Origin of the sequence: Castellaniella sp., assembly GCF_047971665.1 — a bacterium.
In the GTDB taxonomy this organism is placed as follows: domain Bacteria; phylum Pseudomonadota; class Gammaproteobacteria; order Burkholderiales; family Burkholderiaceae_B; genus Castellaniella.
This window is the reverse complement of sequence record NZ_JBKEAA010000010.1, coordinates 1-13,026: the sequence shown is the minus strand read 5'-3', so window position 1 is coordinate 13,026 and position 13,026 is coordinate 1. Positions and strand designations below refer to the sequence as shown.

The 13,026-nt window shown below is 61.8% G+C and carries 11 protein-coding genes and 1 pseudogene; 1 reads left to right on the top strand and 11 read right to left on the bottom strand.

Annotated features, from left to right (window positions below):
- Positions 1 to 20: 20 nt before the first annotated feature.
- The 10 genes from ACK5JE_RS02475 to ACK5JE_RS02430 form a co-directional block, all read right to left on the bottom strand.
- Entirely contained in the window at positions 21 to 1,085 is a 1,065-nt protein-coding gene (locus tag ACK5JE_RS02475; protein ID WP_416800137.1) for a sugar ABC transporter substrate-binding protein, read from the bottom strand.
- Positions 1,086 to 1,147: 62 nt separating this feature from the next.
- Entirely contained in the window at positions 1,148 to 2,005 is an 858-nt protein-coding gene (locus ACK5JE_RS02470; protein WP_416800136.1) for an ABC transporter permease, read from the bottom strand.
- A 227-nt stretch (positions 2,006 to 2,232) separates the two neighbouring features.
- Positions 2,233 to 3,363, bottom strand: coding sequence for a zinc-dependent alcohol dehydrogenase family protein (locus tag ACK5JE_RS02465; RefSeq protein ID WP_416800135.1), 1,131 nt, complete (start codon positions 3,361 to 3,363; stop codon positions 2,233 to 2,235).
- A gap of 40 nt (positions 3,364 to 3,403) precedes the next feature.
- Positions 3,404 to 4,162: a glucose 1-dehydrogenase gene (locus ACK5JE_RS02460; protein ID WP_416800134.1), complete on the bottom strand. Its 759-nt coding sequence runs from the start codon at positions 4,160 to 4,162 to the stop codon at positions 3,404 to 3,406.
- 70 nt (positions 4,163 to 4,232) lie between these two features.
- On the bottom strand, positions 4,233 to 5,537 hold the full coding sequence (locus ACK5JE_RS02455; RefSeq protein WP_416800133.1) for an ABC transporter substrate-binding protein: 1,305 nt from the start codon (positions 5,535 to 5,537) through the stop codon (positions 4,233 to 4,235).
- A gap of 18 nt (positions 5,538 to 5,555) precedes the next feature.
- A complete protein-coding gene (locus tag ACK5JE_RS02450; RefSeq protein ID WP_416800132.1) occupies positions 5,556 to 6,989 on the bottom strand; it encodes an aldehyde dehydrogenase family protein in 1,434 nt (477 codons plus the stop codon).
- The gene (locus ACK5JE_RS02445; protein ID WP_416800131.1) at positions 6,986 to 7,657 is read right to left on the bottom strand and encodes an ABC transporter ATP-binding protein; all 672 of its coding nucleotides are present in this window, start codon (positions 7,655 to 7,657) and stop codon (positions 6,986 to 6,988) included. Before ACK5JE_RS02445 ends, ACK5JE_RS02450 begins: the two co-directional genes overlap by 4 nt.
- 3 nt (positions 7,658 to 7,660) lie before the next feature.
- Entirely contained in the window at positions 7,661 to 8,401 is a 741-nt protein-coding gene (locus ACK5JE_RS02440) for an ABC transporter ATP-binding protein (RefSeq protein ID WP_416800130.1), read from the bottom strand.
- A 14-nt stretch (positions 8,402 to 8,415) separates the two neighbouring features.
- Entirely contained in the window at positions 8,416 to 9,339 is a 924-nt protein-coding gene (locus ACK5JE_RS02435) for a branched-chain amino acid ABC transporter permease (RefSeq protein ID WP_416800129.1), read from the bottom strand.
- Positions 9,339 to 10,244 (bottom strand): branched-chain amino acid ABC transporter permease, encoded by a 906-nt coding sequence (locus tag ACK5JE_RS02430; RefSeq protein WP_416800128.1) that lies wholly within the window; start codon positions 10,242 to 10,244, stop codon positions 9,339 to 9,341. The genes ACK5JE_RS02435 and ACK5JE_RS02430 overlap by 1 nt, the downstream gene beginning before the upstream one ends.
- A gap of 298 nt (positions 10,245 to 10,542) precedes the next feature.
- On the opposite strand from ACK5JE_RS02430, the gene ACK5JE_RS02425 reads away from it, so the two are divergent.
- Positions 10,543 to 12,225, top strand: coding sequence for an FMN-binding glutamate synthase family protein (locus tag ACK5JE_RS02425; protein ID WP_416800127.1), 1,683 nt, complete (start codon positions 10,543 to 10,545; stop codon positions 12,223 to 12,225).
- Between the two features lie 344 nt (positions 12,226 to 12,569).
- Here the strand turns inward: ACK5JE_RS02425 and ACK5JE_RS02420 are convergent.
- Positions 12,570 to 13,026: pseudogene (locus ACK5JE_RS02420) on the bottom strand (integrase); the annotation flags it as partial.

The following is a 13,026-nucleotide window of genomic DNA, read 5'->3' as shown; positions in this document are numbered from 1 at the left end:
CATTTCCCTCATGTATCCTGCTATTGACGCAACGTATCCACGGACCAGCACTGGTGCTTGTCCGCATCTTCCTGAGTGAATACGGAAAGTGGCGTATACAGCGCGACCTTGAGCTTGCCGGGTTTCTCGGGGCTCTGGAGCGCCATCTGGATCAGGTCATTGACGTCGCGGCTTTGACCCGGCACGTCGTAGCTGACGTAGTGGTCGAAGCCCTTGGTTTTCAGGCCCTTGCACGCCACCTCGCCGCCACCGCCGCTGGTCGAGACCAGGACCCGGCCCGTCTTGCCCGCATCCTTGACCGCCGCTGCGGTGGCTAGGTCGGGGATATCCCATACGCCCATGATGGCGCACAGGTCGGGGTGCTGCTTGAGGGTCACCTCAGTAATCGATTTGGCTTTCGAGGATTCATAGTTGCCGATCGATTGGCGCGCGACGACCTTGATGTCCGGATGCTTGGACAGGATGCTGTTGTAGCCGGCCTGCATGTACACGGTCCAGGGCGCGGTCGTCGGTCCATTGAGAATCATGATTTTTTGCGACGTCCCTGCCCCGCACTGCTTGACCACCCATTCCGCCTGTATCTCACCGATCACCGTGGCATCCGCGCCGGCAAAGCCCGTCGTCATGGTGAGGCTCTTCATATTGAGCTGAATCACATAGATCCCCGCATCCTCGAGCTTTTTTTCGATCTTTGCGTACGAGGTGACATCCGGATTCTGGATCACCACGACGTCGGGCTTGGGATTCTCGTTGAGCAGTTGCGTCAGGATCTGCACCCCCGCCGATGTGTCGAAATTGGCGTTGCGGACTTCATACTGATAGCCCAGCCGCTGGGCCTGCAAGCTCATGACCCTGGACCAGCCCTCGGTCAGGTCCAGCCCCATGAACACGGGCACGAACACCACCCGCTTACCTTGGTAGATCTCGTAATAGTGGCTGCGTTCGGGATCCTTGATGGCGCCATCGCCCTGCGCCTGGGCCACCCGGGCGCTGATGGCCATGACCGTCAGGGTCAATATTCCCAGAACGGTGGCGGCGACCCGTCTGCCGACCAGCCTGCGATGCAAATATTCAAATCCTGCCATGACTGTCTCCTCTGTGAATCATGATTGTTCGAGTAATGGGCACTGCATGTCGGTTGGATTGGCTAGATGTCTCCTTGCTGGGCGGTTTCTTCGTTGCGAGGATTCAAGATGCTGTCGAGCGCGATCGCGATCAGCAGCACCACGCCTTTGAACAGGTTCTGGACATCCAGGGTCAGATTCAGGATCGTCATGCCGTTGATGATCGTGCCGACCAGCAGGGTGCCGACGACGACGCTCATCACTCCGCCGCGACCGCCGGAAAGCCCCACTCCACCCATGACCACCACGAGAATCACGTCATAGATGAGGGACAGGTTATAGATCCGGGTGTCCATCAGGCTGTTGGACGAGGCCATCACTAGGCCGGCGAGCACCGCGATCAGTGCGGCCAGCACATACTGAAGCACCATGATGGGCCTGACGGGCATCCCGGTCGTCCTAGCCCCGTAGGGGTTGTCGCCAATCGTATAGATGAACAGGCCCAGCTTGGTATGCCTCAGGAACAGCCACGCGCTGACCACCACCACCGCGAACACGATGATGCTGCTGGGCACGCCGGCGACATCGCCACCGCCCAGCCACAGGAGCGGATCCAGCGCGTCGGGCCAGGGAACCATGTCGGATTTGAGGATGCCCACCTGGCCCAGCCCGGCCAGACCCAGGCCCACTGCCAGGGTCACGAACAAAGCGGGGATTTCCGCATATGCGACGCAGATGCCATTGAGCAGGCCGATCGCGACCGCGAACAGCAGGCCCAGGATCAACGCGAACCACAACCCAAAACCGGAATCGGCCAGGGTCATGATCAAGGCCGTCGGCACCGCCATCAGCGCCACCATCGACAGGTCGATGCCCCGCCCGATGACGACAATGGCCATGCCGAGCCCCAGAATGCCCAGGACGGAAATGGACCGCAGCATAGCCACAACATTGCCGATCGACATGAAGCCCGGCAACAAGGCCGAAAAGACGATAAAGACCACCACAAACAGAAAAAAGACGATCGTCTGCTGATCGAGCCTGACGCCCCTTCTCTTGTGTGAAGTCTGGGGTAACAGCTGATTGGCTGAATCCACACGCACTCCTTCAGGTTTGAGTTCTCATCTCCGGCACGGGCGCAAGTGACCGTGATCCGGTCGGATGCAGGTCAGTCGCCGAAAACAATGCAGTCGCGCAAGCTCGTGCCCGAGGCCAGGTGATCGAACCCGGCATTGATCTGATCCAGCGTAAATGCCTGTCCCAAAAGCCGGTTGACCGGCAACCGGCCCTTCAGATACAGATCGACATAGCGAGTGATGTCCGTCGAGGGCACCCCCGAGCCCAGATAGCTGCCCCGGATATCGCGCTCCTCTCCCACCATCTGCGCCAAAGGCAGGGCAAAGCGGGCGTTGGGATGCGGCAGCCCGGAGGTGATCGTCGTCCCGCCCCGGCGAGTCAGCTTGTAGGCCGTCTCGAAGGCGGCAACCGCGCCAGCCATGTCGAACCCGAAATCCACCGGTCCGCCCGCGGCTGCGAGCAGATCGGCATCCGAGCCGATCTCTTTCGGATTGACCGCATGCGTCGCCCCCAGCGACTTCGCCAATTCCAGCTTTTCCTTGCTGAGATCGACCGCGACGATCCGCCGCGCACCGGCTGCGGCGGCGGCCAGCAGCGCGCTCAGGCCCACTCCGCCCAAACCCACGACCGCCGCCGTCTGTCCCAGCCGGATGTTCGCCCGGTTGATCACCGCTCCCGCGCCGGTCAGCACCGCGCACCCGAACAGCGCAGCCTCCCGGTGCGAGATTTCCCGCATGATCTTTGTGCAGGAGCGTTGCGACACCACCGCGTATTCGGCGAAGCACGAGACGCCGACATGATGATTCAGCGCCTCTTGGCCCGCATGCAGCCGGCGCGCGCCACCCAGCAGGGACCCCTGACCGTTAGCCTGGGCCCCCGGCTCGCACAGCGCAGGCCGTCCTTCCCGACAAGACACGCAGTGACCGCAGGTCGGGACGAAATCCGTGACAATATGGTCGCCAGGCGCAAAGTCCACGACCCCCTGACCGACCTCCACGACATTGCCCGAAGACTCATGTCCCAGCACCAGAGGCAGTCCCCGTGGCCGATCGCCATTGATCACGGACAGATCGGAATGGCAGAGTCCCGCCACTTTGATCTTGACCAGGATTTCCCCCTCTCCTGGGGGATCCAGTTCGATTTGCTCGATCTTGATGGGCTTGCTCTGCGCATACGGCGCGGGCAGCCCCATTTCTCGCAATACAGCAGCACGGATTTTCATTCAGGCCTCCAGTTTGACGATGACTTGCGCGCGGCACACCTCAGATCGTTCGCCCGCCATCGACAGGGAATTCCACCCCCGTGATGAACTCGGCCGCATCGCTGGCCAGAAATGTGGCCACGGCGGCCACATCCGAGGGCTGGCAGAACCGACCCAATGGAATCGTGGAAACAAATTTCGCCCGGTTTTCCGGGGTGTCGGGCAGCCCCATGAAAGACTCGAACAGCCCCGTCACGCCCATCACCGGGCAAATGGCATTGACCCGGATATGATCAGGCGCCAGTTCGACGGCCATGGACCGGGAAAGGAGATTCACCGCGCCTTTCGAGGCGTTGTACCAGGTCAACCCGGGGCGGGGACGAATCCCGGCCGTGGAGCCGACATTGAGAATGACGCCGCCGCCTTGCGCGCGCATGACCGGCACGACCTCCTTGGTGATCAGGAAGATCGACTTGACGTTGACTTCGAACACCCGGTCGAAGGTCTTCTCATCCACCTCCAGCATGGGCTGGTTCTTGTGGGTGGTGCCGGCATTGTTGACGACGATGTCGAGCCGGCCGAATTTTTCCCGGCACCGGGCAACCATGGCCCCGACCTCGGCAGCCGAGGTGATGTCCACCCGGACCGGCAGCGCCTGCTCACCGATCTCGCCGGCCACGCGCCGGGCACCCGCCTCGTTGATGTCCGCGACTACGACCCGGGCGCCCGCGAGGGCATAGGCCCTGGCCACCCCCTCGCCAAACCCGCCGCCGGCACCGGTCACGATCGCCACTTTGCCGTTCAACACATCTGCAGACATAAAAATACTCCTCTCATTGACGCTGAAAACTCAAGCCGGGCATCCCGCCATCAGGGCGGGCTCCAGGGGCCTAATCGAAGCTTTTGAGCTTGTCGCTCTTGAGCATCTCCGGGCCGACGTTCCTCTCGATCCATTCGAACGAATCCTGTCCGTCGGGCGGCGTGACCATTTCGCCCGGAACGATCATCATGTCCTTGAGCACCTTGAACGGATAATCACCGCTGGATGTCGTGATGCCGAACAACTGAGCCTCTATGCCCTGGCCGTCCGCACGATCGACCGACACCGCCCGGCCAAAGCCCTTGAACGTCACGTGATGCATGGCCCTGGCCAATTGCTCGGCATTGGGCCAGGCGCCATTGTTGTCCTTGATAGCCTTTTCGTAGCCCGCCTTGTAGCCTTCGAGCGCCTGGATCATGTGATAGACGGAGTAGATCGGGTAATGCCCCGTTTTTTCGCGGAATTTCTTCACGAAATCCTTGTGCCGCGAATCGTCCCTGGTCTCCGGATGCAGAAAATAGTGATCACCGCGCGCGCCGATGATGACGCCTTCGGGCAGTGAGTCACCCAGTCTTTCGAGCGAGCTTTCCGCCAGCGACAAGACAAAGGTCGAGTTCCTGAACAGATTGCGCTGCGAGGCCTGGCGCACAAAATTGTCCAGGTCGCCTCCCCAGGAAGTGCTCAGGATCACATCCGGGCGCAATGCCTGCAGCCGGCTGATTTCAGTCGAAAAGTCCGAGGAACCGAACTTCGGGAACATCGTGGCGACGACCTTGACGTCCGGTTTGAATTTCTTCAGCGCTGCCAGAAAGATGTCATGCGAATCATGCCCCCAGGCATAATCCTGGTTGACAATGGCCAAGGTCTTGAAGTCGGGATGCTTCTTGATCAGATAGATGACCTGAGCGACCATCTCTGCCGTCGCGTTGGCCTGCGTCCGGACCACATAGGAAAGCGTCTTTTTTTCCAATGCCTTTTGCGTGCCGCAATCCCACAGATCGTTGACGACCTTCAGATCCTCGGCGACCGGCGCCACCACCAGGCAATTTCCGCTGGAAATGCTGGCCAGCATGCCATCGACGCCGCCTTCGGCCAGCCGACGATATTCGGACAGCAGCTTGTCGCTGCCCCCGCCCTCGTCGATGAACTCGAGCTTGACCGGGACCCCGCCTATGCCGCCATTCTTGTTCATCTCATCGACATAGATCTGCACGCCATCATGGGCGGGCACCCCGAACACGGAAGCCGAGCCCGACAGATAGGTCGTCATGCCCAGCCGGATCTCGGCGGGTCTGTCGGCGGCCACCACGGGTAGGCTCAATGTGCCAGCCAGGGTTGCCGCCAGCATCGCGCACACCGTTTTGGTGAGTTTCATGATAAATACCCCCCGGTATCAACCGTGATAATGGATGATGGTCTTTACAGTGGACATTTCCTCCATTGCGATGAAGCCCTTCTCACGCCCGTGTCCACTGCGCTTGACGCCGCCGAACGGCAGTTCGACCCCACCACCGGCCCCAAAACTGTTGATGTACACCTGGCCCGCCTCCATCGCCCTGGCCACCCGCTGTTGCCGGCCGCCATTCTCGGACCAGACCGCGGCCATCAGGCCGTAGTGGGTCGCATTGGCCAGCTCGATCGCCTCGGCCTCGGTCTCGAAAGGAACAGTCACCAGCACCGGCCCGAAGATTTCCTCGGTGAGCAACCGACTCTCGTGCCGGGGCGCACTGAAGATCATCGGCCGGACAAAATAGCCGCCGGGCGGTACGCCATCGGCCACCTGGCCCTCGACCACCACGGACAGGCCCTCTTTGCGTCCAGTCTCGACATAGCCATTGACCCGCTCGAATTGCGTCTTGTTGATCAGCGGACCGCAGTCCAGATCCATGTCCGGCGTGCCCGCCGTTTTCTTTGAAAACTCCGCCACCAGAACCTTCATGAAACGATCCTGGGCGCTTTTCTGCACCAGCACCCGGCTGCCGGCCGTGCATGTCTGCCCGGTATTCTGAACGATCCCCCGGCATATGGCGGCCGCCGCGCGCTCGAAGTCTGCATCTTCGAACACGACATGCGCCGACTTGCCTCCCAGCTCGAGCGTGCATTTGACCGCGTTGAGCGCCGCGGCCTGCTGCACCATGACGCCTACCTCGTTGGAGCCGGTAAAGCTGATGAAATTGATCCCCGGATGCCTGGCCAGCGCCGCGCCGGCCTCCTCTCCCAGCCCCGTCACGATGTTCAGTGCGCCTGCCGGGAAGCCGACCTCCAGCGCCAGTTCCGCCACGCGGATGACCGACAGGCAGGCATCTTCGGCTGGCTTGACCACGATCGCATTGCCCATGGCCAGCGCCGGCGCGACGCTGCGTCCGAACATCTGCGCCGGATAGTTCCAGGGCAGAATGTGCGCAGTCACTCCCAGCGGCTCGCGCACGACCTGGACGGAGTAGCCGTTCAGGAAAGGCAGGGTCTGGCCGTGCACCTTGTCGGCTCCGCCGCCGTAAAACTCGAAATAACGGGCCAGCACCGTCACATCCGTGCGCGCGGTCGTCAGCGGCTTGCCGGTATCTCGCGCCTCGATTTCGGCCAGCTCATCATGATGCGCCAGGATTTTCTGACTCAATTTCATCAGCAGCCGGCCGCGTTCGAATGCCGGCAATGCGCCCCACTCGCCCTTGAGGGCAGCGCGCGCCGCCTTGACCGCGCGATCCACGTCCTGCGCCGCGCCCCTGGGGATCGTGGTAAAGACCTGACCATCACTCGGGCAGACCACATCGATTTCCCGCCCGCTGGCCGCGTCCGTGCTTTTTCCCTCAATGATCATTTGTGTCATGGTTTTTCCTCGAGATTAAGCCACATCGCGCCTCGTTCGATCGTCCAGACGTGATCGGGGATGGCCCCCAGCAGCTTGGTATTTGATTCAGTGATAATGACGCTGAGCTCAGGACGCACGCCTTTCAGGCGCGACAGGGCCTCTGTGTAGAGATTGCTCAGCTTGGGCGCCAGCCCTTGAAAAGGCTCGTCGAGCAACAGCAGGCGGGTACCCACCATCAGCGCACGCCCCAGAGCCACCATCTTGCCCTGCCCCCCCGAGAGCGCCGCGCCCGAACGCTGGAGCATGGGCTCGATTTCAGGGACGACACCCAGCGTCACTTCGAGACGCTGGTCGATCGCCTGACGGGACAGTTTTTGCGCCTTGCACGGCAGCCGCAGATTTTCCTCGACGGTCATGGACGGGAAGATGACGCGATTCTCGGGCGCGTACCCGACGTGATGCTGCGCCCGGAGATGTCCGGGCAAGCGGCTCAGATCGATGTCATCGAGCCAGATCTCGCCGGTCCGCAGCCGGCACAACCCCATGATGCTGCGCAACAGCGTCGTCTTGCCCGCACCATTCCGGCCCACGACCCCCACCGTCGTCGCCCGCTCGAACACGCAACTGATGTCGCGCAGAATGGGACCGTCCGCAATATCGACATTCAGGTTCACCAGTTTCAACATCGCTCACGCCCCCAGGATTTCACTGCGGATCCGGGGATCCTGAAGCACACCGTCCGGCATGCCGTCGGCAACGATGGCGCCGGAGATCCAGGCGGCGACACGGGTCGCGTATCGGGCGACGATATCGACATCGTGCTCCACGAACCAGCTGGTGACGTGCCGCTGGTCCAGGGCGCTCATGATGATGCGCATCAGGTCATGCTTGTCCTCGGAGGCCACGCCGCTGGTGGGTTCGTCCATGATCAGCAGCTGCGGATGCAACACCAGCGCCATGGCGATATCGAGCAGCTTGCGCTTGCCTTCTGGCAGATCGCTGGACATCCGGCGGGCATCCTCTCGCAGTCCGACCAGTTCGAGTGTGCTTTCGACCTCGGACCGATCGACCACGGAATCCATCGCCCGCAGAAAGCTCAGCCGACGGTCCTGAGAGGCTGCGGCGATCTGCACGCATTCACGCACGGTATGTTCCGTAAACAACTGCGGCAGTTGAAACGACCGCCCCATGCCCAGACGCACGATCCTCCGGGGAGGCATAGCGGTAATGCGACGATCGCCAAACCAGACATCGCCGGACTGCGGCTTCAGGTAACCCGTGCAAATATTGATGAACGTGGTCTTGCCGGCACCGTTCTGGCCGATGACGGCCAGCCGTTCTCCGCGATGCAGCTGAAAGTCGATATGATCCGCAACCACCAGCCCGCCGAAGGCAAGATACAGGTCTCTGGTTTCAAGCAATGGTTTCACGATGCCCCCCCGCCTCATTGCCTGGCCCGTCGTGTCAGCTGACCGACCATGCCAGCAGGGAAAATGAAGATCGTGGAGACCAGCGTCAGACCCAGCACGAACTGCCAGAGGCTGGCGAAATACGATGCGGAGAACAACCGCACCAGCTCGAAGACCAGCGCGCCCAGAAAAGCGCCGATCACATGTCCCGTTCCGCCCAGGATGGCGATGAAGACGTATTCGGCCGACTTGAGCCAGAAACCGATCTCGGGGGTGACCAGCCCCTGGATCAGCGCGAGAAATGCGCCGGCGAATCCCACCACCAGCGCCGACAGGACATAACCGCGCCACAGGATCGAATAGGCCGAGAACCCGAGATACTCGAGACGGTTCTCATTGGTCTTGATGGCGGCCAGGGCCTGGCCGCAGCCCGACGCGTAGAACCGCTGAAGCATCCACCCCAGACCGCCCGCGATCAGCGCCGAGATGATCAGCAACCCCCATTCATAGGGCTTGCGCTCCAGCGCCATGCCCAGCACCGGGGGCCGGGTGAAGCTCAGACCATCCGTGCCCCCCGTGATGTGATAGAGCTTGCCGAGAATGGCAAACAGAACCATGCTCAGGGCCAGATTGAGCATACCGAAAAAAATGCCGCGATAACGCACGATGAACAGCCCGATGATCATGCCCGCCACAGTGCTGACGACCACACCGGCCAGAATCAGCACCAGCACGTCGAGCCCCGGAAAGGCGCGCGCCAGGCAGGCCACGGTATAGGCTGAAAAACAGGCGAACATGGCGTGACCGAAAGAAATCTGTCCCGCCCGCATCAGGGGAGAGACACCCAGCGCGGCAATCGCATACGACAACCCGACCACGATCGCCGTGGTCGTCCAGGGCTTGGCAAATCCCAGGACCAGCAGGAGCAACAGGCCGAGAATGCTGATCGCCCGGATCATCAGATCGTCCTCGCCTGAACGGCTGCGAACAAACCTTGGGGCCGCACGATCAGGATCAGCACCATGATGATGTAGGGCGTGGCGACCTCGAGATCGGGCGCCATGTAGACGGCGATCGAGCGCACGATGCCGATCAGCAGCGCGGCAATCAGGGCTCCCGTGATCTGCTCCATCCCCGCTGTCGCGATGACCGCGAACGAGAGCACGATCATATCGGCGCTGGAACCCGGCACCATCGAAGTGGTCGGCACCGACAGGGCGCCGCCCGCCCCCCCCAGCACCGCCCCGATGATGAACGTGACCAGGCCGATCCTGCTGGCGTTGATCCCCTGGGAAATGGCAACCTCACGGTGATGCGTGATGGCGACGGTCTGCATGCCAAGATCGGTGCGGCGCAGGAAATACTCAAGCCCCAGGTAGGCCAGCAACGCGATGGAGGGCACCACGATCAGTTGATAATTGGTATACGTGATGTCGCCCAACTGCATGTTGCCCAGCCGGTTGACGACCTCGCTGGCGCTGTAGGGCTGCGCGCCCCAGATCAGGCCCCGCACATCCTCGAGCATCAGGAACACACCGAACGTGATCAGGAGCTTCAGAGAGGGATCATAGGCATGGGATCGCCGGATGAACAACATCTCGAGCAATCCGCCCATCGCAATGCCCACGATGAGCGCAACCACGAACAACAGCGCCAGCAGCGCGCAGGACGAATCGGTCCAGTTGGCGGCCCATGACACGGCCGAGGCCGCGGCGTAGCCTCCAAACGCATAGAACGAGCCATGGGCCACATTGAGAATTCCCATGACACCGAAAATCAGCGTCAGTCCCATCGACACGAGAAACAACAGGCTTGCATACGCAACCCCATCGACCACCGCTAACGGAAGGATATCCAAAAACACAGGCTTGTCTCTTTTATAAGAAATGATTCCGGCTCAACACGGCCCTTCCTGAATACCGCCACGACGCCACCGAAAACGGCATTTGCATGAATCTGTCTGGCGGATCGTGCCGGCCACCGTTGCCAATCATGGTAGGCATGCACCGAATCGACCGTCTATTTACTTTTGCTGAAGAACGGCTTCATCAAAAGGATATTCAGGGATTACCCGGAATTCTTTTGGGCTCGGCTGGCCAGCTGCCCATGACGGCACCCATCTGCTAAGGTAATCGGGTCGCCTGAACCCAGGGAATTCACCCATGCCGCCGATTTTCAACCGCTATACCGCCTTTTACGCCGCCATCGCACTCACGATATTGTGCGCCATGCTGGCCCTGTCGTTCAGCGCCGGCTGGTGGCTGCCCTGTCTGCTGTTCCTGGGCCTGAGCCTGCTGGGGATTTACGACCTGCGCCAGACCCGGCACGCCATTCGCCGCAACTATCCTGTGATCGGCAACCTGCGTTTTTTGTTCGAATTCATCCGCCCGGAGGTCCGTCAGTATTTCTTCGAGGATGACACGCTGAAGCTGCCCTTTTCGCGTGTGGACCGTTCTCTGGTATATCAACGCGCCAAGCGGCAGATGGATCAGCGCCCCTTTGGCACACAAGGCGACGTCTACGGCAATGACTATGAGTGGATCAACCACGCCATGGTGCCGACCCACATCCAGAACAACGATTTCCGCATCACCGTCGGCGGACCGGACTGTACCCAGCCCGTGGAGCTGTCGGTCTTCAATATCTCCGCCATGAGTTTCGGCGCCCTGTCGGCCAATGCCGTCATGGCCTTGAACAAAGGCGCCGCGATCGGCCGCTTCGCCCACGACACCGGCGAAGGCGGTGTCAGCCGCTACCACCTGGAACACGGCGGCGACCTGATCTGGAACATCGGCTCGGGCTACTTTGGCTGCCGTAACGAGGATGGCAGTTTTTCCGAAGAGCGGTTCTCGGACATGGCCCGGCGGGACAACGTCCGCATGATCGAGCTCAAGCTGTCCCAGGGGGCCAAGCCTGGTCATGGCGGCATCCTGCCGGCGCCCAAGGTTACCCCGGAGATTGCCGCCGCGCGCGGCGTGCCGGTCGGCCAGGACTGTATCTCTCCGTCCAGCCACAGCGCCTTTGGCACCCCCATCGAAATGATGCATTTCATCGCCCGCGTGCGTGAACTGTCCGGCGGCAAGCCGGTCGGCTTCAAGCTGTGCATCGGACATCCCTGGGAATGGTTCGCCATCGCCAAAGCCATGCTCGCCACCGGCATCACCCCCGATTTCATCGTGATCGACGGCGCCGAGGGCGGCACCGGGGCGGCGCCCATCGAATTCGTCGACCATGTCGGCACACCGCTGCGCGAAGGCCTGCGCCTGGTTCACAACACGCTGGTGGGGATCGGCCTGCGCGAGCAGATCCGGCTGGGCGCCTCGGGCAAAGTCATCAGCGCGTTCGACATGGCGCGCCTGATGGCCCTGGGCGCGGACTGGTGCAACAGCGCCCGCGCCTATATGTTCGCCATCGGCTGCATCCAGGCCCAGACCTGTCATACCGGCCGCTGCCCCACCGGCGTGACGACACAGGACCCCAAGCGCCAGCAGGCCCTGGTGGTGGCCGACAAATCAGTCCGCGTCGCCAACTATCACGCCAACACGCTCAAGGCGCTGGGAGAACTGCTGGGCGCAGCCGGCCTGACCCATCCCAACCAGCTGCGCCCGCACCATATCGCACGACGGATCGCCAATGGCGAGGTGCGCGTCCTGTCCGCCTTGTTCCCCGATCTGGAAAATGGCGAACTGCTCGAAGGCCGGTTCCGCAACACGATCTTCCGCACGGCCTGGCCCATGGCGCGGGCCGAGTCGTTCGAGCCCCTGTTCAGCCTGAGCGCCGCCCTGTCGGGGCACGCAGACACCGCTGCCGCGCCCGATCAGGCACCGGCTGACAGCAACATCTAGGGAATCCACCAATGGCCTGCCTCGCCGCCTGATCTATACTGAAACTGCTACCTGATGGTAGCCGTTCACGCCTCAGGGCGTTGACACGGCACCGCTCCCATGCGGTGCTGCTGCCCTTCGGGCAGCAGGGCCCCGCCAGAAGGCGGGGCCCTCACGTTTCTGCCCCCCTCTTGCGATCGGTGAATCACTGTCTGACGCATAGCTCAGATCAGCTGTCCGGAGGTATCATGACGACGCGTCTGACCGCAAGAGCGCAGGGCCAGATCATGATTGCATCGCGGCGCTCCGCTGCGACAGTCTTTTCCAAAACACAGATGAGTCTGAACTTGCGGAGAACTGGCGGTTCAGGCGGCCTTGTCGGCGGATCGTCGATGGATGGTTGCAAACAGCGCCGAGCGGACCTTTTGCAGCTGCTCGGCGGCTTCATTATCACTCATGGCCCGCGCCTCGATGAGCAGGCTCTGTAGGGTGATACCGGGCTTGAGCCCCCGGGCGCGCGCCGGCAGGCTGTGCAGCTTCTCCAGCGGAGTTCGCACGAGCGCTTGAGGGTAGGTGGTGCGGATCTTGCCTTTGGCATCGATCGTCTGCTCGGGAAACAGGCAGGGGCGGTGCAGGTTCAGGTAGGGCACGAGGTGCTGCTCACAGAACGCGTTGATGGACCGGGCATGCTTTTGCGGGATGTGGGCGTAGCCGAAGGTGCGCCGGATGACCACGCCGTTCTTGGCCTCGACCAGAGCATTGTCGTTACTGTGGCGGGGCCTGGACCTGGTGAACTCGGCGTTGAGCTTGTCGAGCAGGGCG